Raw genomic sequence first — 25,168 nt, 5'->3', positions numbered from 1 at the left:
GCTTTTAGTAATATATTATGAACTCCTATAACTTTTTGTTCAAAACATAAATACTCAAGATTTCATTAAAAAAACCATTAAAACCAATGCCTCAACCACTCTAAAATTAAGAGTGCAAGCACTGCTGTTAAAACACTAGAAAAAATCATGCCAACACTAGAAAAAGTCCAATAAGTTTGGCTTAAAGTCATTGCTTTTATAGCTTCTAAAGCATGAGAAGAAGTTCTAGTAATGGTAGTTGCTTGTTTAATAAAATTTATTATAAAAAGTCAAGACTATCGAAGTTCAAAAAATTTAATAAAAAAGTCAATTAAAAAATATAACTTGCTACTTTTACAACAAATTACATAAGCATGTCTAAAACGGTACTATCCTTACAAGGAGTTGGAATTTATCAAAACGAACACAAAGTATTATCCAATGTAAATTTGGAAGTGCAAAAAGGTGAGTTTATCTATTTGATTGGTAAAACAGGCTCTGGAAAAAGTAGCTTAATGAAAACTCTTTATGCTGACTTACCACTTCATGAAGGTCAGGGAACCATCGTTGATTATGACTTAAGAAAGCTCAAGGAAAAAGACATTCCTTTTTTGAGAAGGTCATTAGGAGTGGTTTTTCAAGATTTTAAATTACTACCAGACAGAACCATTTTCGAAAACTTACAATTTGTATTAAAGGCAACGGGGTGGACAGAAAAAGAAGGCATTCAAAGAAAAATCGAAGAAGTCCTAGATCGAGTAGGAATGCTTCCGCATGCTAACAAAATGCCACACCAACTATCAGGAGGAGAACAACAGCGAGTTGCAATTGCAAGAGCCTTGCTGAACGATCCAGATTTAATTTTAGCCGACGAACCAACTGGTAACCTAGACCCACAAACAAGCGCTGAAGTTATGGAGGTTCTTTTCAAAATAAATGGAAATGGAAGAACTATAATAATGGTAACACACGATTACGCCTTACTATTAAAATATCCTGCTAAAACTTTAAAATGTGAAGACGGAAGTGTTTTTGAGGTAGTGCAAAGATCACTCTAATGATCTCTATCTTAATACCTAATTACAACACCTCAATCTACGAGTTGGTCAAAACCCTACACAGCGAAGCAACCAACTTAAATATCGCTTTTGAAATATGTGTATGCGACGATGCTTCGACTCTCTACAGAACAGAAAACAATCGCATACAACAACTGAGTAACTGTCACTTTTTTCAACACGAAAACAATAAAGGACGTACATTCACTAGGGATTTTTTAGCGAATAAAGCTACTTATGAAACACTCCTTTACTTAGATGCAGATGTAATGCCTACTCAGGCTAATTTTATCGCTACCTATTTAAACATTTTTCCAAATCACAAACAAATCATTGTTGGAGGCTATAACTACCGAGATGATTTTCATCCATCTCAAAGCTTTCGTTGGACCTTTGGAAAGCAACGAGAAAGCATTTCTGCAAAAACTCGAAATGTTACGCCTTATAAATATGTATTTTCAGGGAATTTTTTAATCTCCAAACAAACTTATATTCAATTATCCCTCCCAAAAGAAAACCTTTACGGTATGGATCTTCTTTTTTCAAAAGCCCTATACGAAAATCAAATTGAAGTTATTCACATTAACAATACAATAGATCATTTGGGACTGGAAAGCAATGACGTATTTTTAAACAAATCTCTAGAAGCTGTAGAACTGCGCTATCTATATCGAAACAGTCTAGAAACACCTTTTGAAGCAAAATATCAAAAACTAAAAGCTTTTAAACTGCATTATTTATTCTACAAAACAACACAAAAACTGACACCTCTTTTTTTAGCAAACTTGTGTTCCAAGAAACCCAATATGTTTGTTTTTGATTTGTATAGATTGGGATACTATTGCAAATTACATTTAGAAGAAAAAGAATCTCTTTAAGATTCAAAAAAAGACTTCCACTGTTTCAATACCACCGTTTTTTCCAAAATTTTTAGAGAGTTAGATGCCTTTGCCCCCATTTCAACTAATAATTCTGGTTGTTCAATCAAGTCCAACATTCGTTTTTCAAATTCATTCAAATCACCATCCTCTATCAAAAAACCAGTTTCTTGATTTTTAACAAGACTATTGATAACAAAAGGAACATCAAAAGCAACAACGGGTCTCCCCAAAGACAATGCTTCTGCTATAACTAAAGAAAAACCCTCATGGAAAGAAGTGTGGATTAAAAAATCTGCTCTTTCAATTTCAGAGAATACAGACGTGCTTTCACCATGAAAAAACACACAATCATTTTCTCCGACTAGCAGCGAATTGCAAAAAGCATCATCCTTTAAATCTCCGAAAACATGTAAACTCCATTCAGGATGTTTTTCATGAATTTTTCTAAAAATATCCATCATACGAACATAACCTTTCTCAGCAACCACTCTACCAATAGCTATAATTCTTTTCGAATGTGGAATAGAAGTTACATTCTTCGAGCGCTCTACATAATTGGGAATAACCTTTATATTTTTATGTTTCCATTCAACGCACATAGCTTTATTCAACAAAACAATACTATGAAATCGTTTCGCCAAGAAATTAACTATAGCTAGCATCGTTCTATTTTTCAAACTTTTGTAATCCGATGAAAACAAAAAGCGCTTAGAACCGTGAATTTCGAAAACCACCTTATGCTTTTTTAAAAACCAAGGAGTGAAATATGCCTTAAAGCCATTATCAGTGACCATCACCCAGTTAGGTCTTTCGTGATCAACAATCCCTCTCAAAATCGAATATAGACGTAAAACATCTGTGACACTTTTAAAAGAACCTCCAATATAATGAAAGCGAATCTTCGGATGAAACTCATAAAATGGATTATGCTTTTCATCATTAGTACTAACTACAATAACCTCATAGCCATTTTCTTCAACAAGAGCACTGAGCTTTTGAGACAAAATCCTAGAGACTCCGCCAGAAGCAGTAATTCGAGAAGCTATATAAACTAGTTTCATTTCATATTCATTAAAGAAATCCATTGTTCACCAATTCTCTCTAAAGAAAAACGAGCAACAGATTTTCGAGCATTTTGCTTGCAATTTTCATACAACACCAAATCCTCCACCATTTCATTCATCGCCTCACACAATTTGGTTTCGTTTTGGTTTTCAACCAGAAGCCCGTTATTTCTAGAAACTATAATCTCATTAGGTCCATTTTTGCAATCGTAAGAAACAACTGGAGTACCACAAGCCAAAGACTCCACGAGCACCATTGAAAACCCCTCAAAAGCGCTAGACAACACAAGAAAGCGCGCTGCTCTCATATATTTGAACGGATTACTCTGAAAACCTACAAAATGTACAAAATCATCAATATTTAAAGAAACACTCAAAGCTTTCAATGAATCCAACAACACACCGTCACCACAAATTACGAGATGAATTTCTTGTGTTTTTAATCTTGACGAAGCATACGCTCGTATCAAATGGTCAAACTGTTTCACATTATTTTCAAACTGACCAACTCCTAAAACATATTCAAAAGACAAATCTACTTTCTCATCCTTTAGCTCCTCAATTAAATCAAAGCGTATAGGGTTTGGAATCACAGTCACATTGGAAAAGCCATATCTCTCAATCACTTCCTTTTCGCTTTCTGTTGAAATAGCAACTAGTCCATAAACTCTTCCATACATCCATCTAGCCAAATGCTTGTTTTTGGGGAGATACACCTCCATTTTTGAGCTGTGAATTGTAAAAATACTTGGAGCATTATAAAGAAACTTAGCAATAAAAAACTCTTCCAACCTTTTTAAACGAAACCTAAAATCGATGATATAATCAAAACGCTGCTTTCTAAAAAATCGATACAAACCAACAAAGCGGTTGACTCTACCTCTAATCCCTTCATTTCCATTTTTTAGAGATGAAGTAGAAAACACCTCTCCTTTAAATTCATATCCAAACTCATCTACCACAGTTACTATATGCACTTCTATTCCAATAGAGTCAAAAAAAACAGAGAGATTAGCCATAACGCGTTCCGCACCACCTATTCCTAAGCGATAGCCTACCAATGCTACTCTATATTTGTTTTGCAGTTTCATATAGTTTTATCTACATTTGATTAAACTCAGTTTTCATGGTCTCCCAACCTTTAGTAACCGTTATTTGTATTTGTTACAATCACGAAGCATTCGTTATTGAAACTCTTCAATCCGTATGTTCACAAACGTATAAAAATACAGAATTAATTATCGTTGACGACTTTAGTACTGACAACTCCGTAAAAGTAATTGAACAATGGTTAATAAAAAACCCAGAAGTATTATTTATTAAGAACACTGAGAATTTGGGGAATACCAAAAGCTTTAACAAAGCCGTTTCACATTCAAAAGGAAGCTTTTTAATAGACCTTTCTTGTGACGACTTATTACTCCCGAACGCTATAACGGAACAACTGCACTCTTTTTCAAAACACGACCTAGAACAAACCGCTATCGTTTATGGAAATGCTCAAAACATAGATGAGAAAGGAGTTTTTGTATCTCACTATTTTCCAGTAAATGAAAATAACCAAACCATTGTGTCACCTCCTTTTGGAGATATCTATAAACGTCTATTAAAAGGTGGGGTCTGTATGTGTTCTGTCAGCGCTATGATTAACAAAAAAATATTTGAAAATCTCCAAGGTTATGACGAAAGCTTGGCATATGAAGATTTAGACTATTGGATACGAGCTTCAAGAAACTATAAAGTCTATTATGAAGATAAAATATGGGTAAAAAAACGCATACTATCAAACTCATTGGGAAGTAGTTTTTCAAAGCGAAAGCAATTTTCGATAAAAATGACTGCCTCTACATTTAAAATATTTCAAAAAGCCTTTCAGCTCAACCAAAACAAAGAAGAAGACCAGGCTTTGCTAAAACGCGTTCATTACGAACTAACACAAACGCTAAAGAGAAAAGATTATGTTCACTTTGCCAAACACGCTTGGTTTAAAATAAAACTGCAAAGCAGAAAGTTCTAAAAGAAAAGATTAGACACCGTATCGCTCCAAGAACAAATCAAACTCTCGAATATAATCAGCTTCCTCAAACACTGCTGGAGACACTACTAAACAAATAGCCCCCGAAGAAAAATTTTTCAATTCTCGCCAAGTGCCAGGATTGATTAACAAACCGACATTGGGTTTATTAAGTAAAATCGTTTGTTCCTCTCTCCCATCATGTAAAACCACATCAAAACTACCCGAAAGCGCAATTAAAAAAGCTTCTTGAGCAATATGAGCATGTCCGCCACGCTCTGCTCCAGAAGGGACATCATACAAATAATAAACCCTTTTCATAGAAAAAGGAAGAACATCCCCTTCAATCACAGATAAATTCCCTCTTGGGTCTTCAATTTTTGGAAGCTCAATCAACTTGCAATTCATACTCGTAAACCTCTAATTCATTTTTTTCAAATATACAGTAAAATATAGCAGTAGCGTTGCAGAATAGAGCAAATAGGTAATACAGTGCGCCATTGGAACACCAACAACACCGTAGCTCTCGGTTAAGAACAAGCTACTCACATAAAACACAACATACGATAAAGCCTCCGTTATCATAAAGGGAATCACTAACTTTTTGGCATAAAATAAAATGCCATAAATCATAGAAAATGCCTTTAAAAAATCACCTATTAGCTGCCATTGAATCATATCAATTAAAGGTAAAAAACTCCTATCAAGCAACAGCTCAATAAGCCACGATCTAAGAAAGTAGAACAACACTAATCCCAATGCAAATAAAGGCAAGACCCTTGTGAGATATTCCACAATCAACTTTCGAATCGATTTGCTAGAATCTGCAATAGAAAGTTTAGGCAAAAAATAGACCGACACAAAAGTGATTACAAAAAGCATATAAAAACCAGATATGCGCAACAATGCTTCCCAATACCCCGCTTCTAATACCCCTTGTGTCTTCATTAAATGAGTTCGAATATAAAAGAATGTAAGAGGAGACAATACAGCAGAAAACACAGCCATAGCGGAATAAGAAAACAACGATTTCAGAAAAGAGGAATCCCAATACTGCAACTCGACTACCAAATCCCTTCTTACCCAACCATAAGAACAAATTCCCGTTAAAGCAGGCGCAATAATCAAAGCTAATAATGCCCCGTTAAGCTGCCAAAAATACAAACAGACAATTGTTAGTAAAAAACCCAATACATTACCAATAATATTGACTTGAATCACCGTTCTATAGCGCTCCAAACCATTTATGACCGCTAAGAAAAAACCATTCAATACTTGCAGAGGAAAGGCAAAAGCAAGAACAACAAAAAGAAATTCAAACGAGAAACCACCACCAAAGACGTAACGATTCAAATACGATCTAAAAATCAATAGCGCTATAGCCACTAGGAGAACCACTCCCAGCATAAAAATAAAAATGGTTGAAGTAGCCTTAGCCAACTTCTGTTGGTCATTCTTATTTTCTGCTACGTATTTTACAACCCCTTGGTTAAACCCCATAGTTGTTATCGCCTCTAGAGAAGCAGAAAAATTTCTAAAATTTCCGAGAAAAGCCATACCCGCTGGCCCTACAAAAACAGCAATCATCTTTGCGCTTATCACACCGGTAAAAAGGCGAATGAGCAAGGATATATTATTCAACATCCCCACTTTAAAAAGTGTACTCTTAACTATATTTTTAAATGAAAGCAAACTAATAAGAATTAACCACTTCAATAATATAACGCTGCTGTTCCTCAGTTAGAGAAGAATTTAAAGGAAGACTCAACACCTCTTGATGTATTAATTCTGTTACAGGTAAATCCCAATCATTAAACGTCGCTAAGGCTTTTTGCTTATGAGGAGGTGTGATATAGTGAATAGACGTTTCAATCATATTATCCTGTAAATATTTTTGAAACCTCATTCTGTCAGCAACACGCACCACAAATAAGTGATAACTATGTGCCTTTCTATCTTCAATTTTCGGCAACAACACTTTGTGATTCTCAATCTCTGTAAGATATCGATACGCAATTTTGCTTCTCTTCGCATTTTCCGCATCTAGATGTGGAAGTTTTACATTCAAGAAAGCAGCTTGGATTTCATCCAATCTAGAATTCACACCCAGATAAATATTTTGATATCGAATATGAGAACCATAATTGCGCATAGCTCGTAAAACACCAGCCAAATGAGCGTCATGAGTAGTGATAGCACCCCCATCACCTAAGCAACCTAAGTTTTTACCAGGATAAAAGCTAAAACCCGCAGCATCACCAATAGCCCCAGCTTTTTTTCCTTTGTAACTAGCTCCATGAGCCTGAGCGGCATCTTCAATCAACAATAAATTATGAGTTTTTGCAAACTCCTTAATTTCGTTCACATCCGAAATTTGTCCATATAAATGAACCATTAAAATAGCTTTTACTTGACCGTGATAAGCACGCTCAACAGCTCCAATCTTTAAGTTGTATGTATCCAAATCAGGATCGACCAAAAGCGGTTTTAACCCTACATTAATCAAAGCCAATATACTTGCTATATAGGTATTAGCCGGCACTATAACCACATCACCCAATTGCAATTTTCCCAATTGCATATACGCCTTAAAAATTAGCTGAAGCGCATCTAATCCATTTCCAACACCCACACAATGAGACACACCACAATAAGCAGCAAAGTCCGTTTCAAATGTAAGGACCTCTTCTCCTAGAATATACCAACCCTCGTTCAAAACCGATTGCGTTTTTGCTAAGAACTCCTGTTCATAAGGTGCATTCAGCGCTTTTAAATCCAAAAAATGAATCAGTTCCATACCTCTTGTAATTGTTTGTATTGTTTTGTTTCTATTTCATAAAAATTCTGAACCATCGTACGCGCACCAAAACTCTCCTTCCAAAACAACAATCCATCGTTCAACTTACGTCCCCCCACTTCATTGCTACTTCCAAAATCAAAATACGGCTTTTCCTTAAACACCACCTCTATGAGATAGTGATGCAACCAATCTACAGCCCCCATGTCATTCCAACTCTTTAAACCCGATATATATTGCACATGAGCAACTAAATCCGTTTCAAAAACGGTAACTCCCGCAATGAGCATATTTTCATTATTATAAAGGTTAAACTGTCTAATTTCCTTTGGAAACAGCCCGTGTAATTTTTCTATTTCCTCCAAAGAATGAACCGGAGAAACCCCGTGTTTCTCTTTCAAATTAGGTATCAATACATCTCTCCAAAAGCTTTTGAAAGATTGTTCCTCCTCCACATAGAACCCCATTGAAAACCCTTTTTCAATAGAGACCATTCTCTTTTTTGAAACTGGCAGTTTATTGCTCTGTTCAATAACCGAAAGCACATCTGTTCTAAAACAAGTACCCTGCGTTAAGAACACCATATAATCCAACTCCTCTGAACAAAATCGGTTATACATTCTCGGCAGCTCTTTCAACTGTATTCTCTCTATTCCAATTCCATTCAGATGTTTTAAAATCGCGGCCCAATAAGCTAGGTATTCCTTCATCTTAATTTCCTTCAAACACAACAGCCCACCATAGGTGAGTCCCCCATGAGAAACGATTAAATCTCCCACCACATTTGCAGGCAGAACCGCCACTAGCTTCTTGTTCTTAAACAACATTAAAGAAGCATCCACAAACCTGTCTTGATGATAAGCCATAAACTCTCGTCTAAACAAAAACGTAGCGTTTTTAGAAAGCTGTATAAAGTCATTCCATCGGTTAAAATCATTCGAGGTATAGGGAACTACACTAATGTTCATTAAGAAATTGAATTAAACGTGAAAAATAGTCATTTTCCACCAAACCGCCACTAAAAAGAACAAGGTCAATAAAAACCCTATGTTCAGCGGTAAAAATTCATTAAAATCAATAAAACCTCAAAAATAAATTCAAAATACAACAATTGTCATTTTTTATGTTAAATATTTTTATTAAATTCAATACTCTAAAAATAGAGACCTATTCATAAGACTATAAAAATAAAATAAGAATTGAGAAAGCCCTATGAAAACCAAACTATACGAATATTTAAGAGACACGATATATACGTTTTGGGAAACCTATGTTAATCGACAGAGCATACCAAAAGAATATCTTTTTTCGGCATTACATTTATTGACGTCCAATGCAAGTTCCTTTATAAGCTTTATGATTGACACTCAATTATACGGTCCAGTCTATAGGTCATTCGACATACAGAGTATTCAAATCCACAATGAATTTTTCTGTTTGAAAGTTCAAAACAAAGAAATCGAAATAGTCTGTGGCAAACCACCCGATGACAATCACTATCTGCACAAAGCTCTCAAGAAAACAAAAGAAAGCGCTCCCAATTGGTCTAAAGCCACCAATGCCTATACCCCTTTCCAAGACCTGATCGAATTAGAAAACAACCGCGTAATGGGCATTTTAGGATGCTATATCTACGACTCCGAAAATTCGTCGCACCGCGTATTTATCTACAACTTCAATTTTCCAGAAACCTATTCCTACGACAGTCAGTTAGAGTATTACAAGCTTAACAGCTTAAAAAAATACGAGCTGCTACAAATCAAAAAAGAAGAAGAAAACAAAAAAGAAGAAGAAAACGGCTTTGAATTCTTAAGAGGAGAAAACTACGTATTAAAAATAATCGGAGACGAAATCTATTCCCTCTTAAAAAACTTTTCAAAGAAAACTGTCGATCAATACCTAACCCACAAAAAACTCTTGGAAGGATTACACTTACGCATCTTTACGGATCTACAATCCGAAGAAATTTCGCGATTTATAGGATATAAAAACCCCAATACATTCTATGTTGCCTTTAAAAACCACTTTGGAAAGAGTCCAAGCGAAGTACAAAAACAAAAGAACTTTCTATAATAAAAAATGCCCCAAACAATGTCTAACAGGTTTGGGGCATTTTTACTTTTTTTTAAAAATAGTAACTCTTTTTTAAAGTACCATCAAGTAAAAGGACAGTTGCATCAAGCAAATAGACCTCTGTATCAAGTAAATAGCAACTTGCATCAAGTAAATAATCAAAAAACACATTCTAATTTTACCCTATCAAATAGTTACAGATTAATTGATTAGCATCAATCAATCTGTAAAACACTAGAAAATCGAAAACCTATTTACTACAATTAATAGCAAAGGATAGAGATCCAAAAGCATATGAGATTAGCGTTTTCTGAGAATTATAGTTGTTTAAAGCTTTTGAAAGAACGGAGCATTAAGACGAAATTCTAGAAACCTTCAAATTGCAACTTCTTTCAACACCAACAGCATAGAACTGTTGCGAGCCTAATGGAACTATTCCCAGATCAGGAATAGGCAGCCATTAAGAGGAGAACGCTAGTCCTCTCCTTTTTATGTAATAGGCCTAGCATTAAATTTTTTATATTATGAATAAAATCAAAAAGTTCATAGTAACTCTAGGAGTTTTCACTATGACAATCGGAAGTGGATTCGCGATGGACATCAATCCACCAGCAGAACCAGTAAAAGGAATTGTTGAAACTGTTGCAGAAGCACCTCAACAAACGCAACCAGTTCATTCAGGCCCATTTTATTATGAAGATGCATCTGGAAATGCAGTACAATTATCTGCTCCATTTCCCACAAATTGTACCCTTTTCAATACAGAAATAGAATGTCTTTGGGAAGTAGATGATGTTCCAGTAAGATTATATGGTGCTAGATATTTTAATATGCTTGAGTTAAAATGGAAAGTCATTTTTCCTCTATATGAAAGAACGATTTAATAATACTATTACTTAATCATTTAAAAGCAGTCTCAAGTTTTGAGGCTGCTTTTTTAAATTTATCTAATAGCTTTCATAATTGACACCTTTTGAAATCCATCCTACATTTTTCTTATCCATCAAATAGTAATCAAAAAAATCTAAAGCTCGATACGTTAAATCTATTCGATTATCCCACATTCCATGACCTTCTTTTTTATAAAAAAGGGCTATCACCGGTTTTTTATAGCGCTTTAAAGCAATGTACATATGACGCGTATTTTCCCAATGAACATTGTAATCTTCCATTCCTGCCCACAACAAAACTGGTGTTTCGAAATTTTGAGCAAAGTGAATGGGTGAGTTCTTATAATATTTGGTTGGATTCTCCCCAAAAGAGTCTCTTAAGTCTTGTTGAGGTCCTTCAACTCTAAAATAATTAGGTCTTTGTAAATGATAATTATATTCGTAATTAAAACTGACTAAATCATGAATTCCAGACCCACTAACCCCTGCTGCAAATAATTTTGAATTCCCTAAAACAAAACTAGTTTTATACCCTCCAAAAGAATGTCCTATCAAGCCTATCTTGGTCTTGTTTATAGATGGTTCTAAAGAAGTGATTTTTTCAATTCCTTTGGTCAAACATTCAACTGCTGACACTCCAGGACCTTCGTCTGAGACATAGGTATCCGCTTGAAAAACAAAATAACCTTGTTCATTCAACAACGTCCTATTAAAACCGTGTGGATTTAGCAAAGTAGGGATATCAAACAAAGATCTATCATTTCCTTGTCCTACATCATAAATCCAAGTCACCATTGGATATTTTTTAGACGGATTGAAATCTTTTGGATACCACAACACCCCCGTTAAATCGACACCGTATTTGTCTTTGTAATGAATCACTTTTTGTTTTCGCCAGCTGTAGAGCTCTTCGGGTACCTCAGCTACTAAAAGCGTACTTACTTTTCCTTTTCGAAACACTTTCACAGTGTGGGGTTGATTGTAATTTTCTTCTGTCCAAACCAGTGTTTTTCTATCAGAAGATATTCCTTTAGAAATATACTTCAAGTTTAATTTATTTGAAGTCATATCAATAATCTTGGTTAACTTGTCATTAAATAAACTATAGTAAGAAGTCTTATCTTCATTCGGTTTGCGGATACTAAACACCAAAGGTTTTGTTATATCTGCATAAAAACTATTTGAATTTTGAATTTTATTCTGATAGCTCATCTGATTAATACCCACAAAATTCGTCAGCTGTCTTTTTTTCTTAGTAACAACATCTAAAACAAACAGATTAGATTCGTCTTGATAATAGATACTTCTAGAATCACTAGACCATATAGGAGTGCTATATTCATTCTTGTGTGGAATCTCAAAGCGTTCTTTACTTTCAAAATCATACACCTCCCATTTGTTTTTATTGGAATATATAATGTACTTCCCATTATTAGACCTACTCAAATTAAATTCTAGACTATAAGAAACCGCTAAATCGCCTTTTTCTCTTAAAGTCTCTAAATCTAATATTCTATAACGCTTATTTTCATATGCCTGAGAATAGTCTTGTAGTTCCAAGGGTTCGTAAACCAATAAATAGTTCGGTATTCCCATATTCAAATAGTCTTGCTTTTCACTTCTCGGTAGTTCGACTAATTGAGTTTTTGATTGTTTATAGACAAATGCTTTCAACTCTCCCTTTTGCCTTGGTCTAACTTTATTTTTTAAATCTCTGTCGTTTCCATTCCAAATATCTAGATAGTTTTCTATAGGGTCTTTCTCTGCATTTAAAATCTTATAACTGATATACAAATCGTTATTAAGAAAAAAACTGAGGTTTAATTCAGCAATCGGAGATTCTGATTTTGGCAATTCAATGATTCTCGTTTCTTCTTTTTTTAAATCAACAAAGAGAATCTTATTTTCTTTCAAACTAGTTGCAATTGCATTCTCCTGAATATTCCAAGTCACAGAAACTAAAGGTTCTTTTAAATCTAACAAACTCTTTTCTTTCAGGGTTTTTAAATCTAAAAAGTAAAGTTCAGTACTGTCTTCTTCTTGGTATAGAATCGCGGTCTTTAAAGGATTTACTAAATATTTAGTCACCCCTTTTCTAGACCACACTACCTCATTCCCATTCTTAGCATATTTTTTTAATACCAATTCCTTTTTCTCGTCAATATAACAGAGTGTTTGCTCTTCTTCTATCCAATCTCTTTGACTTAAAATACCTAGGGAAGTTTTTATATTAGTACTTAGATCTACCTCAACAGTCTCCTTTGCTCTAGTTCCGATTAAAAAGTCGTTAGAAGTAAATTGAGGTTGAGAAATCCCGCTTACATCGACTCTTTTTTTAGTATCCGTATGCACTGCAAAAGCCTCATTCTTGCTTCTGTCATTTGTATAAATCTTATATAAAAACGCCCAATCTCCATTGGGCGCCATCGCATCCACATGCCAATAATTCCACCTAGGGTCTATTGAAATACTATCTCGTTGAGCAGTTGCAAACGAGATAGTAGAATAAAACAATACTAATAACCAAAAACACTTCCTAATATCCATAGTTCTGTGGTTTTAGGTTTTCATTCATAAGTAATTCCGATTCTGGAATCGGCAACAAAGCGTGTTTCGCTTCCCAATTGGGTTTAACGACTTCTAAGTCCTGCAAACGACTGTTTCGCTTTAAATCTAAAAAACGATGACCACCTTCTGTAAAAAACTCACGTTGATATTCAGCTAGTAATTCTATTATAAAATCAGGTTTACTCAAAGTGGTTGGCAATCCTACTAATCCTCTTTTTGTCCTAATCTCATTTAAAACATTCACCGCATCTGAAACTTTTTCCTGATAAGCCAATGCCTCCGCTTTTATGAAGTAAGCCTCTTCCAAACGAAAGATGATTGAAAACTCATCGGTATTATTAAAAGTGTTTTTATATTTATAAACATGGGAATAAGAATTCATTCCATTGCTCACCTCTTTAGTCCAATATTGCAATCGCAAGTCATGGGTTTCAAAAGCTGTTAACAATGCAAAAGACAAAGCAAAATTCGTTGGAGGCAAACTCGTAAAAATATATATCATAGCATCATTAGTAGCTGTAAAACTGGGGATCAAATCATTAGGGCTCATTTGCCATAAGGTAGATTGAGCGCTCTTTTTAAACACCTTATTTAAATCTGTTTCTAAACCATAAAGTGGGTTATCAATTATGTTTTGAGCATATTGTTCTGCTAGATCATAACGCTTTTGCAATAGATAATTTTTTGCCAAAACGAGTTCAACCACCGCCTTGTTTGGATAAATACGATCTGGGTGTTTATAGGCATTATCCAATGATTCTAAGGCTATTTTCAAATCAGATTCAATTAAATCCAAAACCTCTAAATGAGTCTTTTTACCAATGTGACTATTTGTTTTGTAATCGGTAGTGGTGATATAAGGAATATCTCCAAAAAGCTGAGTGAGATAGTGATAATACAGCCCTCTTAAGAGATAAGCTTCTCCCAATAGCACTTTCTTTTCATGTTCTTCCAAAATAGTAGAAGCTTCTAAGCCCTCTATAAAAGCATTAATGTGATAGATATTGGAATAAGATAGACTCCACAATTGACTTACAGTAGGATTTGAAGCTGTGATAGTGTTTGTATATAGCAAATCTTCTTGCGAAAAAGATTCTAGTTCATCTGTATATCTTCCTAAATCTCCCAAATTTCCACCTTTAAATATAGGAGCATCTCTAAAATTAGAATACAAATTTGAAAGCGCTGCATCTATAGTGTGTTTATCAGAAAACACATTTGGAGTGTTAAGTTGGTTGTCTGGGAGCTCAATTTCTACTAAATCTTCACAACTTGTAAGGCATAGACTTATCATCAATAAGCCAATCCCTTTTTTTATGTAAGTGTATAGGTTTTTCATTATTATATTTTTTTATTGGATATGAAGCAATCATGAGTAAACCATTAAATACATTTTTGAAGCTCATGATGGTGTCATAATTTTATTTGTTAGTGGATATGAAGCAAACATGAGTAAGCTATTCTTTAAATTTTGTAAAACTCATGTTGGAATTCATAATAAAAAATTAAAAGGTTAATTGCATTCCAAAAGCAATGGTACGCAGTGGTGGTAAGTTCCCAATAAATATGAATTCAGGATCTATACCGTAATAATTAGTCAAAGTCCAAAGGTTTTGTCCTTGAACATATAAGTTCACTGCTTCTATTCCCAGTTTTGGTAAGGCTAGTTGATAACCTAAAGACAGATTCTTCAGACGAATAAAAGAAGCATCAGAAATAACTCTGTTACTTTGCTTCATTAAAGTGTTACTAGTCGAAGCAGCATTATTTGACGCATTTGCTTTAATATATTCCGCATCTAAATTAGAAGGTGTCCAACGATCTACAACTCTTGATGGATAATTAGTAACCAAAGTTCCTGGACGAGTTGCAATATTATCATAATTGTAATTGGTTTGTTTTACGAATTGAAACAAGAAGTCTAAACTAAAATTCTTATACGAAAGGGTGTTTTGAAGTCCACCGTGGAACTTCATCTCTCGTTCTACAAACACTTTTTTATCTTGAGTATTTATAATATTATTATTATCATAATCTGTGAATTTATAAAGCCCTGTAACGGGATCGATCCCTTCGTAGTTATAGGAAGGAACTAGGTTGATAGTTTTCCCAATCACATATCTATTCTTATACGTAGAGTCTTCTAAACCAGGAAAAGCAATCAATTTATTTTCAGGAAGTGAGATATTAAAGTTCGTAATCCAATTCCAATTTTCTTTTTGAACATTCACAGTGTTTAAGGTCAACTCCCACCCTCTATTTTGAACCGTAGCGCCAAAGTTGTCAGATATAGAAGGAAAACCAGTTATCTCAGGTAGGTTAATCGCTAACAACTGATTCGAGGAGCGATTCTGATACCACGCCAAACTAGCATTGATTCGATCTTTAAATAAACTAAACTCTATAGCTGCTTCTAACTTGGTGGTTTTTTCCCAACTATAATTGGGATTGAAAAGACGAGAGGGATACAATCCCGGTAATCCATTATACAAAACTGTGTTAGCTGTGTAGGTATCTAAATACATATAATCACCAATAGCATCTGAACCCGTAGTCCCATAACTCCCTCTCAATTTACCGAAGCTCAACCATTGCAAATCCTTAGCAAAACTCTCCTCTGAAAAAATCCAAGCTGCTCCAACTGCACCAAAATTTCCAAACTTATTGTTATCTCCAAAACGACTTGAACCGTCTCTACGCCCTGTTAAGTTCACTATATATTTGTCCTTAAACGAATAATTCAAACGAGTGAAAAGTGCCGCATATTTATACTCACTATTTCCAATTTGATTGACTTCTTTTATGAGAGCCAATCCAATATTTCTAATAAAAGCATTGGAACTAAAGCCTCTACCGGTAATTTTAAACATATCACTCGAATTGGATTGGAAAGTTCCACCTACCAAGGCTTTTAAACTATGGTCACCCAATTTCTTTTCCCAATGAAGTTGAGGTTCAATGATAAACGAATCTAAATTATTATTTGCTTTCTGAGAAACTGAACCTGAATTACTAGTTAGATTTCTACTTGGTATAAAAATAGTATGAGGCTCCAAAACATTCTCTTCAAATGAATTGGTTGTTACCCCTGCGTTTAGCTTCATACTCGTCGAAGGTAAAATCTTATAACCGATTTGAGTGTTCAAGACCAACATTCGGGTTTCATTATCATAGGTTTTGCCCAAAGGAGCTAGGGGATTAAAAAATGTATTGTTCTGCCAATTTAATTTACCATTTGCTTCATACAAAGCAGGTGCATTGGGTGGCAGTAGTAGTGATTGTCTTGTTAAATCCGCTGAAGGTAAATCATTGGTAGAAACCGAATAATTCGCCATTACATTGATGTTCCATTTATCATCTTTTGAACGATGATTCAAATTAATCGAGGCAGAGTTTCTAACAAACCCTTTGCCCGATTGCGGAAACACCGTTCCATTCTCGCCATGCGCCAGGTTGATATTAAAACGAGTAAAATCGTTTCCTCCCGAAACACCTAATGCAATGTCTTTACTAATAGCTGTTCCACCAATCAATTCCTTTTGCCAGTCCGTATAGCGATTTCTATCCCACATTCCGTTCATGTCATAAGCATTTGTAGGAAAAACGGTAATTCCATCATTCGCAAAAGCCTCGTCTCTCATTTGGTTGAACTGCTCGGTGTTCATCATGTCCATGAATTTCCCAACCTTTGAAAAGCTCGTAGAGCTGTTAATCGTAAAACGAGTTTTACCCGCTTGACCTTTTTTAGTGGTAATCAACACCACCCCATTAGCCCCACGAGAACCATAAATAGCTGTTGCATCTGCATCTTTTAAAATCTCTATACTCTCAATGTCTTTGGGATTAATACCATTCAAGATTGAAATTCTACTATTAAATAAAGAGGTTGTAAACCCAGAGCTATTCATTACTGAAATATCAGAAATGGGAACACCATCAATTACATACATGGGTTTATTAGCATCAGTACTAGAAAGCCCTAAACTATTCTTTCCTCTAATTTCAATCTCAAACCCACCTCCTGCTATTCCAGTGTTTTGGGTGATATGCACTCCCGCCATGCGTCCTTGAAGAGCTTGCAGTGGATTTACTACAGGACTCAATTCAATATCTTTTGCGGTGATTTTAGCGATACTCCCCGTGCGTTCTCTTTCTTTCACATTATAGTACCCCGTATTGATCGTAATCTCTTTCAAAGACTCTGTGTTCTGATTGAGTTTTACAATCATCACATTGACCTTCACTTCCCTTTCCTGAGAAGTGTAGCCCATAAATTCAAAGAGCAAACTCGCTCCTTTAGGTGCTTTAATCTTAAAAGCCCCTTTACTGTCAGTTACTGTAGCGGACTGCGTTCCTTTAATAAGAACCGTCACCCCTATTAGTGGACCTTCTGCCCCATCTACTCTCCCCTGCACAGAAATAATTTCCTGTGCATAGAGTGAAGTAGATAAACAAAAGAATAGCCACAGCAAGCTGATACAGCTTGTGTTGTTTTTGTTTTTCATAATTTTGAATGTTGGTTGTTGGATTTTAGTTATTAGTTGTTGGTGATTAGATTATCGACTGCCCCAATACCACTAAAATCGAGCATCGAGCAACTAACATCTAGCGAGTTATTTAAACGGATTAACCAGTTTTAGTTTTGCATTAACCACCGTATCCTTAGATGCATTAAGTTCGAGAAGCTCATAACCCTTAGCACCTATAAGGATATGCCCCCCTTTTAATACTTTACAGGAAAATTCTCCATTTTTATTTGTGGTAGAGAAAGCCATATCTTCATTTTCATTGAATACATTACTTTGAGTTATATAAACATCAGTTAGTCCCTTTCCTCCTTTATCTGTAACTCTACCCGATATTTTTACTTTTTTTGTTACGTCAAAATTAGTTTCTAATTTGTGTAATTCATTAGGTGGGTACGCCGACTTTTCAAAGTTTGGTATTCTTCTCAGCTCAACATTTACTGCTTGACTTTTGTCTAAGTTTCTAAGTCCATGTGGCATATAACGATGTTTGTTATCTGTTATAATAATAGACCCACCTTTATTAATGGTGAATTTGAAAGTCCCGTCTTTTTGGATAAAAGTATGGCGGTTTGTTCCTATCACATCCCCAAATGCCATATGTTCAGCAACACCCTTTTCTAAAACGGTGATTACCCCTAATGGTGGTTTTCCGGTGTCTTTTACCGTTACTTTTCCTGTGATGGTTATTGTTTCTTTCTTTTGAGCATAGATCGCTCCACTTATGATTACTAGGATTAGTATCATTAAATTTCTTATAAATGTATTTTTCATTATTTTAAATGTTGATTTGTTTATTCGTGAATTTGTTTATTTGCTAAGGAGCAAAGAAGCTAAGAATGGTTGATTTGTTTGTAATGCTGATTTGTAAATCTGTGAATCTGGTTATTTGCTAAGGAGCGAAGGGGTTTTTAGTGGTTAGTTATTAGCAATTTATATCCTAAAGCCCCTACTTCAGTCTCCAGTCACCTTTATGGCCATCACGCCTGCTGGCTCGTTCGCTATAAATGTCTACTAGACATTTTCTTAACGCTCCGCCCTATATTTAATGACGAGATTTTGTGTTCAAAGACGCATCACGCTTCACGCATCACTTTTTACGCCTTATGCATTTCTCGTCACCAAAAAGCTGTACGCGTTCCAACATCCCGTTGAAAGCATCGTAAATTGTAGTTTGTTTTTACTTGTAGATATCCGTAAACAAGTGTGTAGAATTCCAATCTGAGGTCGCAAAACCTTGTTAGTAATACGGATTGTTAGGGCAACATAAGGTGTGATTAACAATTTAAAAATAAAGCCTTTACAAGTTCTTTTTCATATTTATTAGGTGTTTAATTTTTGATTATTGCCACCTCCGCCTACTGGCTCGTTCGCTATAAATGTCTACTAGACATTTCCTTAACGCTCCGCCCTAGTTGTTAGATGTTGGATGTTAGAGAAACTAGAATCCAAATCAAGGGTTAATTATAATTTGAGTAATTGAAAGTCATTTTTATAGCTAAGATGCTAATGAGCAAAGAAGCTAAGGGAGAATAGGAAATGGAGACAGAAAGTTGGAGACAGGCGACTGAAAAAGCAAACTGACGAAGTAAAAACTGTGATGATTAATCAGAGGTCTGAAAAGAGTATTGGTCATTGCGGACCTGATCCGCAATCTCCTTCAAAACTATACTTTACCACTCCTATTCTATATCCAACACCCTTTAAAACTCTATCTAAAGTCCATTTAACCTACATTAGTTTTATAAACTTTAAGTGTACTTTAAATGGAGGTTGAGTAAACCTTTAGTAAAGTATCCATTAGGATTCCTAGGTTTTGCATTTTTGCGTTTTCGCCAATCGCTAACTGCATTTTTGCTTTTTGCAATCCAATATTCACATCTAGCATTCACACTTCAGAATTCACACTCCAACAAATGCGATTGGCGGTTAGCGATTAGCGATTAGCAAAAAAAAGGGAGAACTATAATTAAAAGTGAAAAATCACTTATAAGAAGCGGCGACAGTCTGCCAATACAAAAAACAGACCGTCTAAAATATTCCTTTCAGGGATAATTTACCGTTTGGAAAATAGTACGAAAGATGCTACTTTTAAAGTGTTGAATTTTATTGCGCACCTTGACGATGTTTTCTCCAAAAAAGAAAACTAAGAAAGGGGTTGGAATTTGTAGAACCAGGACTCACACCCTAGGAGCACAACCTCCGACATGAGACTGATTTTTTGAAAGCCTTCTCCTCTTTTGGGTTTGGAAAAGTAGCGGGGAGCTACTGGCTAGAAACAAAAAATCGTTCTCACAATTTGAAATTATGGAACGATGGTCTGCGGAAGGCCCGAGACTTTATGGTTAAGAATCATATAAAACGATTCTCTTGTTCCATTATGAATTACAAATATAAACAATCTTTTTAATGTACCAAATTTACGGTACATATTTATTTTAGTAATATGGCTAATACTTTTAAATCAGACCCAATGTATTCTGTAGAATTTGAACTCATCGAGGGAGTTAAAGCTTTAAGAATTAAACATAATTGGTCTCAAAGAAAATTAAGTAAAAAAATGGGCTTCGCTGAATCATTTGTAGGTAAAGTTGAATCATATAGTCAAGATGAAAAATACAACTTAAGACATATGGTAATTTTAAAAAGTATATTCGTCTTAAAGTCATTCGACAAACTATTTTTATCAACTTCTCTTAATGATGAAATGGTTGTTATAGAATATGAACAAGTGCCTATGATAAAAAAAGATGGAACTGTAGGTAAAAAACTTATAGATAAGGTTGTGAAAGTAATACCATATAAAATGGAAATTTAAACAGCCCTAAATCAAATGTTATTTCAAACGTAATGTAAAACTTAGTTAAAGAAAAGGAAGTTAGCAGTACTAATAAAGACCTAAAGACTAAGCTTTATATTAAGTTCGTGGAGAAGGAGGAAGATAGTAAGACAAATAAATAATCCAAAACATAATTATTAAAATATAAATTTCATGGAAAAATTACAATTCAAAATAAGCATAAATGCTCCTGCATCTAGGGTTTATGATATTATGTTAGGTATTAAAAACAAATCAACTTATGAACAATGGACATCTGCATTTAATCCTACATCCACTTATGAAGGAAATTGGGAGAAAGAAAGTAAAGTTCTATTTTTTAGTTTAAATGAACAGGGAGAAAAAGTAGGTATGGTTTCCAAGGTAATAGAAAATATTACAAACAAATTTGTTTCTATTCAATATTACGGATTCTTAAAAGCTGGAGAGGAAATTACTGAAGGACCAGAAGCAGAAAAATGGGCTAACGGATTTGAAAACTATATATTCGATGAAGAAAATGGTTCTACAACTGTAACTATTGAGTTAGATACAACTGATGATTTCTTAGATTATATGAATCAGTCCTATTCAACCGCACTCAATAAGTTGAAAGAACTTTGTGAAAAATAAAAATCCTTTAAAGGATTAAATGACTATGTAAGGTTCTTTTAATTAATTGTATTTCCGCTCTCGCGGATTTACTTTACCTATTCTTTCTATCGCAAAACTGGAGGGAAATACAAATCTCGTTTTGTATTATAAGTATTTTGATATCATTTGATATATAATGATTCAAAATATTTTATAACCCACTATATATCAACACCTAACAACATTACAAAAGTACTTTATTCGGGGATTCTTCGGGGATTTCTAGTGTTTACTTGGGCTAGAGGCTCATTTACCGAACAAGACCCGAAGGAGACTCGAAGGAAACCCAAATAAAACCACATAATTTGTGTTGTTTTGCATTCAATCTTTTGTATTTAGTATCTATGTTCTTTTTAAAGAAATAGGTTCTACAGGAAGTATAAACATCAGCATAAAAGCCACTAACAATCGTTTTAAAGGGGTTTTAAAGGACAATTAACCTCTTGCCTAAAGAGCTATTAGATAAGCTTAAAACAAGGAAAACTATATGAGCTTTGATTTATATTAGAGGACTTTTCATTAGAGACTGAAATTAGGAGACGCAAAAAAACCGATAGTTTTCACTATCGGTTTTTCTTTGCGGAGAAAGAGGGATAGCCTCTTTTATGCCGTATGCTTTATAAATAGGGATGTTCACTTTTTTAAATTGTTGTGAGCACCTTATTACGAAAGTTTTAAACTATGATTGGAATCGTTTCGATTCTATATCAAATATACTATTAATAATTGATGTAAAATAAAATTTTTAATCTCTACTCTACCTTAATCCGCCATTGACTGAACCTCTAGTTAGTAGAAGTCATACTATAGATATTTCTGAATTTCTTTTTTCTTCAGCAAGTCATACAATTAGAGCAAACAATAAAACAAAGTGAAAAATCTCATTTAGAGACTATCTAGCAATTGAGTAATATTAAAGTAACAGTAAATATTGCTGAACTACGAGATATAGAAAAAGAACAAAGTCAACGATTACATAATGACTTTGAGCAATTTCATCGAGAGATAACAAAAAACAATGAGGAACTTTTAAAAGTTTATAAAGCAGTTAGCTCTAAAAGATTGCTATACCTGATGGCATTGAATGCTTTTTTTCTTCTAGCAACAGGCTTCTCAATGTATGTAGCAGTTAAGAATACTATTGAAAAATCGGAGTATGAGCGTTTAGTAAATGAAAAGGGACAATTAATAAGTCGATTAGAAAATGTAAATCATTTCTTCTTTGAAAATCCTAAAACAGCTAAGTCTTTCAAAGAATGGAGTGAAAATAAATAATATTCTAAAATGTTAAACAAAGTTATTTCCGTGAAATTTTTAGAGCTGTGAGGGCTCAAAATTTCACAGAATAACTTTGTAAAATATGTTCATGCTATTTTAAAAACAATCTGACGTATTTAGGCTTCGTTTGTTTTTTTGCTTTTTGAGATATTTTGAAAATTTTATTTTTCACAAAGTTCTTTTAACTTGTTTAGTGCTTTTGAGTAGCTCTCATCCATATAATCTAAAAATCATCTGTTGTGTCTAAATTAATAGTAACGGTTGTAGTCCCATTGTTTTCTTCGAAGGTGTAGCTTTCAAATCCATTTGCCCATTTTTCTGCTTCTGGACCTTCTGTAATTTCCTTATCGTCTTTTAAAAAACCATAATGTTGAATAGAAACAAATCGGTTGAGAATATTTTCAACTATCTTGGAAACCATACCCACCTTTTCTCCATTCTCATCTACACCAATAAATAAAATTTTCCCTTCCTTATTCCAAGTTCCTTCATAGGTGGATCTAGGACTAAACAAAGACGTCCATTGATCATATGTTGATTTACTGGAATACCAAGCATAAAATCATATACCTTGGATGCAGGTGCATTAATGCATACTTTGAATTGTAATTTTTTCATTATAATGAATTTTAAAAAAATATTGATAAATCTATTATGAGCAGCTTATTTGTCGTGGTTTGTGAGTAATATATAAATTCTCATTCTAGTTTATAGTGTTAAATGTTTGTTTAAATTATTACTGTCTATCATATAAGCTATTTTTATTGGGGTTTCTTGATATGAAATAAAACAAAAAACCCTCAAATTCATAGAATTTGAGGGTTTTAGACCTTACTTAGTGTAAGTGTGGTCGTCCTCCCAGTACAATTTTCGAACCATTTTCTGGAAGATCTGAAGAAATTAGCAAATCAAAACGAGCATTAAACTACCTAGAAATAAACCACTTATCACACAACAAGAGAAACAAGATTAATGATAAAGAATTGAAGTAAATAAATGGTTCGAACTTTCTTATAACCTTTGCAACAGAACATGGTAATATGTGTGCTTATGCAAGTAAAGTTCAGATATGCCACCATATCCCTCAAAAATTATTCTAAATTTCTGGCGTTGAGACTTTAAATAAAAAGCCCCAAGTTCCACCCACCTTGGAGGAAATTTTCATTTGTATTTACTAAGTTAGTGATTCATTTGAGGAATACTTGGCTAGAAATCAATAGTCCTCTCAAAATCACTAACTATTAAATAATATTCTTTTAAAAAACATTTTTTTAGAGATTCACAACAAGGAGGAAAAGGTTTTATCTCAAAGCAAAGAATTGATTCGATTCTCCTGTGGAGGTTGAACCTCCATAGGGAGTCAGAAAGCTTTTTTTAATTTACATGGTCTGTAGGTTTATCCAATTCAATACCACTTCTAGCATAATAGGTGAATAAGTTTGCTCAATAAGCTGATATTCGTTCGGCAAACCTGTGTCAGACTCCTGAAATAAATGATTTAAAGTAGGTAATTTTTTAATTGTCACATTTTTATTTTTGGCTTTTCGAAATGCTTTTCTCATTGCTCTTAAATTCTCTTTAGGTGTGATTTGCAAATCTTTTTCTCCATTTAGAGCTAAAACTGGAGTTCTTACTTTTTTTAATGTGGTTTCAGGGTTATACTTAATAAAATTCTGCATCCATGGTGTATTATAGGTTTTGATTTGTAAGTCGATAAACTCGTCATTGGACATATCATCAGGTATTTTAAAGCTTGGATTTTGACTTAAAAACAATTCTAAATTTATTCTTAATTCCGTATGTAAATTCGAAGTATTCGCATTTTTTTTTACGATGTCAAAGATTTTTCTATTCATTCTCTCTGTTGCCTTTATTTTTTTCTGACTGGTTCCCGACACTTCTGCTATCAAACGTTGTTGTATTAAAAGGATTTCGTCTCCTGGAATACCCGGACCTGCCAACATGATAATAAATGCAACGTCTTTTGAATTTGAAGCCACTAAAGGAGCTATCAAACCACCTTCACTATGACCTATTAATCCTATTTTTTGAGAATTGATTTCTTTTCTGGTTTTTAGGTAAGCTAGGGCACTTTCTACATCAGTTGCCAAATCTACAGAGGTGGCCTTGTTGAAGTCACCTTCAGAAAAAGCTGTTCCACGGTCATCGTAACGCAATACAGAAATTCCGTTTTTTGTAAGATAGTCAGACAATACTAGAAAGGGTTTATGTCCTGCCAATTCCTCATTCCTGTTTTGGGGACCACTACCACTTATCAAAATAACGGCTGGGAAAACACCATCCTTTTGTGGGAGTGTTAAAGTTCCTGCAAGATTGATTCCCTCTTGTTTATTTTTAAAGATAACATCCTCTGAATAATAGAGATAGGGCTTTTGGGGCTCTTGAGGTCTGTTTGGTTTAATTTCCTGTGCAAAAATTGAGAAGACAGAAATTAGGTTAACTATTAGTATAAGAATTACTTTTTTCATTCGGATAAGTATTATTTACAATTGTTGGTCGCTTTTTATACGACCAACAATTGAAATTAAAAATATTGATTTTCTAAGA

21 protein-coding genes are annotated in these 25,168 nt (G+C 34.2%); 8 read left to right on the top strand and 13 right to left on the bottom strand.

Annotation, left to right across the window (positions count from 1 at the left end; all coding sequences use genetic code 11):
• Window positions 1-77: 77 nt before the first annotated feature.
• Window positions 78-233, bottom strand: a complete 156-nt coding sequence (locus BM024_RS13910; RefSeq protein ID WP_394333272.1) for an LrgB family protein — start codon at window positions 231-233, stop codon at window positions 78-80.
• Between the two features lie 120 nt (window positions 234-353).
• Between BM024_RS13910 and BM024_RS06755 the strand changes: the two genes are divergently transcribed.
• Window positions 354-1,037, top strand: a complete 684-nt coding sequence (locus BM024_RS06755; protein WP_090678701.1) for a cell division ATP-binding protein FtsE — start codon at window positions 354-356, stop codon at window positions 1,035-1,037.
• Window positions 1,037-1,915, top strand: a complete 879-nt coding sequence (locus tag BM024_RS06750; protein ID WP_090678700.1) for a glycosyltransferase family 2 protein — start codon at window positions 1,037-1,039, stop codon at window positions 1,913-1,915. The genes BM024_RS06755 and BM024_RS06750 overlap by 1 nt, the downstream gene beginning before the upstream one ends.
• Here BM024_RS06750 and BM024_RS06745 read toward each other — a convergent pair.
• Window positions 1,912-2,979, bottom strand: a complete 1,068-nt coding sequence (locus tag BM024_RS06745; protein ID WP_177190178.1) for a glycosyltransferase — start codon at window positions 2,977-2,979, stop codon at window positions 1,912-1,914. The genes BM024_RS06750 and BM024_RS06745 overlap by 4 nt on opposite strands.
• Window positions 2,976-4,073 carry a glycosyltransferase gene (locus BM024_RS06740; protein ID WP_090678698.1) on the bottom strand — a complete coding sequence of 366 codons (1,098 nt, stop codon included), beginning with the start codon at window positions 4,071-4,073 and terminating at the stop codon, window positions 2,976-2,978. The genes BM024_RS06745 and BM024_RS06740 overlap by 4 nt, the downstream gene beginning before the upstream one ends.
• A gap of 35 nt (window positions 4,074-4,108) precedes the next feature.
• Here BM024_RS06740 and BM024_RS06735 point away from each other — a divergent pair, with 35 nt between their 5' ends.
• Window positions 4,109-4,999: a glycosyltransferase family 2 protein gene (locus tag BM024_RS06735; protein WP_090678697.1), complete on the top strand. Its 891-nt coding sequence runs from the start codon at window positions 4,109-4,111 to the stop codon at window positions 4,997-4,999.
• 9 nt (window positions 5,000-5,008) lie between these two features.
• Here BM024_RS06735 and BM024_RS06730 read toward each other — a convergent pair whose 3' ends face one another.
• From BM024_RS06730 to BM024_RS06715, 4 genes are read right to left on the bottom strand one after another with little or no spacing between them, the layout of a single operon-like run.
• Window positions 5,009-5,404, bottom strand: coding sequence for a sugar 3,4-ketoisomerase (locus BM024_RS06730; RefSeq protein ID WP_090678696.1), 396 nt, complete (start codon window positions 5,402-5,404; stop codon window positions 5,009-5,011).
• 12 nt (window positions 5,405-5,416) lie between these two features.
• A complete protein-coding gene (locus tag BM024_RS06725; protein WP_177190177.1) occupies window positions 5,417-6,712 on the bottom strand; it encodes an O-antigen translocase in 1,296 nt (431 codons plus the stop codon).
• The gene (locus tag BM024_RS06720; protein ID WP_317040008.1) at window positions 6,690-7,793 is read right to left on the bottom strand and encodes a DegT/DnrJ/EryC1/StrS family aminotransferase; all 1,104 of its coding nucleotides are present in this window, start codon (window positions 7,791-7,793) and stop codon (window positions 6,690-6,692) included. Before BM024_RS06720 ends, BM024_RS06725 begins: the two co-directional genes overlap by 23 nt.
• Window positions 7,784-8,761 carry a hypothetical protein gene (locus BM024_RS06715; protein ID WP_090678694.1) on the bottom strand — a complete coding sequence of 326 codons (978 nt, stop codon included), beginning with the start codon at window positions 8,759-8,761 and terminating at the stop codon, window positions 7,784-7,786. Before BM024_RS06715 ends, BM024_RS06720 begins: the two co-directional genes overlap by 10 nt.
• A gap of 244 nt (window positions 8,762-9,005) precedes the next feature.
• Here BM024_RS06715 and BM024_RS06710 point away from each other — a divergent pair, with 244 nt between their 5' ends.
• Both BM024_RS06710 and BM024_RS06705 read left to right on the top strand, forming a co-directional pair.
• Entirely contained in the window at window positions 9,006-9,866 is an 861-nt protein-coding gene (locus tag BM024_RS06710; RefSeq protein WP_143077733.1) for a helix-turn-helix domain-containing protein, read from the top strand.
• A gap of 524 nt (window positions 9,867-10,390) precedes the next feature.
• Window positions 10,391-10,750, top strand: a complete 360-nt coding sequence (locus BM024_RS06705; protein WP_090678692.1) for a hypothetical protein — start codon at window positions 10,391-10,393, stop codon at window positions 10,748-10,750.
• Between the two features lie 63 nt (window positions 10,751-10,813).
• Here BM024_RS06705 and BM024_RS06700 read toward each other — a convergent pair whose 3' ends face one another.
• The 4 genes from BM024_RS06700 to BM024_RS06685 form a co-directional block, all read right to left on the bottom strand.
• Window positions 10,814-13,303: an alpha/beta hydrolase family protein gene (locus tag BM024_RS06700; RefSeq protein WP_090678691.1), complete on the bottom strand. Its 2,490-nt coding sequence runs from the start codon at window positions 13,301-13,303 to the stop codon at window positions 10,814-10,816.
• Window positions 13,293-14,663 (bottom strand): RagB/SusD family nutrient uptake outer membrane protein, encoded by a 1,371-nt coding sequence (locus tag BM024_RS06695; protein WP_090678690.1) that lies wholly within the window; start codon window positions 14,661-14,663, stop codon window positions 13,293-13,295. The genes BM024_RS06700 and BM024_RS06695 overlap by 11 nt, the downstream gene beginning before the upstream one ends.
• Window positions 14,664-14,829: 166 nt before the next feature.
• Entirely contained in the window at window positions 14,830-17,829 is a 3,000-nt protein-coding gene (locus BM024_RS06690; protein WP_090678689.1) for a SusC/RagA family TonB-linked outer membrane protein, read from the bottom strand.
• Between the two features lie 108 nt (window positions 17,830-17,937).
• Window positions 17,938-18,624, bottom strand: a complete 687-nt coding sequence (locus tag BM024_RS06685; RefSeq protein WP_090678688.1) for a carboxypeptidase-like regulatory domain-containing protein — start codon at window positions 18,622-18,624, stop codon at window positions 17,938-17,940.
• Between the two features lie 1,672 nt (window positions 18,625-20,296).
• On the opposite strand from BM024_RS06685, the gene BM024_RS06680 reads away from it, so the two are divergent.
• The 3 genes from BM024_RS06680 to BM024_RS06670 all read left to right on the top strand — a co-directional run bounded on the left by BM024_RS06680 (window position 20,297) and on the right by BM024_RS06670 (window position 22,597).
• Entirely contained in the window at window positions 20,297-20,668 is a 372-nt protein-coding gene (locus BM024_RS06680; protein WP_090678687.1) for a helix-turn-helix domain-containing protein, read from the top strand.
• Window positions 20,669-20,842: 174 nt separating this feature from the next.
• Window positions 20,843-21,301, top strand: a complete 459-nt coding sequence (locus BM024_RS06675) for an SRPBCC family protein (RefSeq protein ID WP_090678686.1) — start codon at window positions 20,843-20,845, stop codon at window positions 21,299-21,301.
• Window positions 21,302-22,225: 924 nt separating this feature from the next.
• The gene (locus tag BM024_RS06670) at window positions 22,226-22,597 is read left to right on the top strand and encodes a hypothetical protein (protein ID WP_090678685.1); all 372 of its coding nucleotides are present in this window, start codon (window positions 22,226-22,228) and stop codon (window positions 22,595-22,597) included.
• 226 nt (window positions 22,598-22,823) lie between these two features.
• Here BM024_RS06670 and BM024_RS13805 read toward each other — a convergent pair whose 3' ends face one another.
• A complete protein-coding gene (locus BM024_RS13805) occupies window positions 22,824-23,114 on the bottom strand; it encodes a DUF3189 family protein (RefSeq protein ID WP_245753870.1) in 291 nt (96 codons plus the stop codon).
• An 865-nt stretch (window positions 23,115-23,979) separates the two neighbouring features.
• Window positions 23,980-25,089 carry an alpha/beta hydrolase family protein gene (locus tag BM024_RS06660; protein WP_090678684.1) on the bottom strand — a complete coding sequence of 370 codons (1,110 nt, stop codon included), beginning with the start codon at window positions 25,087-25,089 and terminating at the stop codon, window positions 23,980-23,982.
• Window positions 25,090-25,168: the final 79 nt, after the last annotated feature.

The sequence above is a fragment of the Myroides guanonis genome, assembly GCF_900114085.1.
Classification (GTDB): Bacteria; Bacteroidota; Bacteroidia; order Flavobacteriales; family Flavobacteriaceae; genus Flavobacterium; species Flavobacterium guanonis.
This window is presented reverse-complemented; position numbering and strand designations above follow the sequence as displayed.

Bases quoted from the DNA above. Each gene is read 5' to 3' on its own strand.
- BM024_RS06755 (WP_090678701.1), top strand. From the start codon at position 354: ATGTCTAAAACGGTACTATCCTTACAAGGAGTTGGAATTTATCAAAAC.
- BM024_RS06750 (WP_090678700.1), top strand. From the start codon at position 1,037: ATGATCTCTATCTTAATACCTAATTACAACACCTCAATCTACGAGTTG.
- BM024_RS06745 (WP_177190178.1), bottom strand. From the start codon at position 2,979: ATGAAACTAGTTTATATAGCTTCTCGAATTACTGCTTCTGGCGGAGTC.
- BM024_RS06740 (WP_090678698.1), bottom strand. From the start codon at position 4,073: ATGAAACTGCAAAACAAATATAGAGTAGCATTGGTAGGCTATCGCTTA.
- BM024_RS06735 (WP_090678697.1), top strand. From the start codon at position 4,109: ATGGTCTCCCAACCTTTAGTAACCGTTATTTGTATTTGTTACAATCAC.
- BM024_RS06730 (WP_090678696.1), bottom strand. From the start codon at position 5,404: ATGAATTGCAAGTTGATTGAGCTTCCAAAAATTGAAGACCCAAGAGGG.
- BM024_RS06720 (WP_317040008.1), bottom strand. From the start codon at position 7,793: ATGGAACTGATTCATTTTTTGGATTTAAAAGCGCTGAATGCACCTTAT.
- BM024_RS06715 (WP_090678694.1), bottom strand. From the start codon at position 8,761: ATGAACATTAGTGTAGTTCCCTATACCTCGAATGATTTTAACCGATGG.
- BM024_RS06710 (WP_143077733.1), top strand. From the start codon at position 9,006: ATGAAAACCAAACTATACGAATATTTAAGAGACACGATATATACGTTT.
- BM024_RS06705 (WP_090678692.1), top strand. From the start codon at position 10,391: ATGAATAAAATCAAAAAGTTCATAGTAACTCTAGGAGTTTTCACTATG.
- BM024_RS06700 (WP_090678691.1), bottom strand. From the start codon at position 13,303: ATGGATATTAGGAAGTGTTTTTGGTTATTAGTATTGTTTTATTCTACT.
- BM024_RS06695 (WP_090678690.1), bottom strand. From the start codon at position 14,663: ATGAAAAACCTATACACTTACATAAAAAAAGGGATTGGCTTATTGATG.
- BM024_RS06690 (WP_090678689.1), bottom strand. From the start codon at position 17,829: ATGAAAAACAAAAACAACACAAGCTGTATCAGCTTGCTGTGGCTATTC.
- BM024_RS06685 (WP_090678688.1), bottom strand. From the start codon at position 18,624: ATGAAAAATACATTTATAAGAAATTTAATGATACTAATCCTAGTAATC.
- BM024_RS06680 (WP_090678687.1), top strand. From the start codon at position 20,297: ATGGCTAATACTTTTAAATCAGACCCAATGTATTCTGTAGAATTTGAA.
- BM024_RS06675 (WP_090678686.1), top strand. From the start codon at position 20,843: ATGGAAAAATTACAATTCAAAATAAGCATAAATGCTCCTGCATCTAGG.
- BM024_RS06660 (WP_090678684.1), bottom strand. From the start codon at position 25,089: ATGAAAAAAGTAATTCTTATACTAATAGTTAACCTAATTTCTGTCTTC.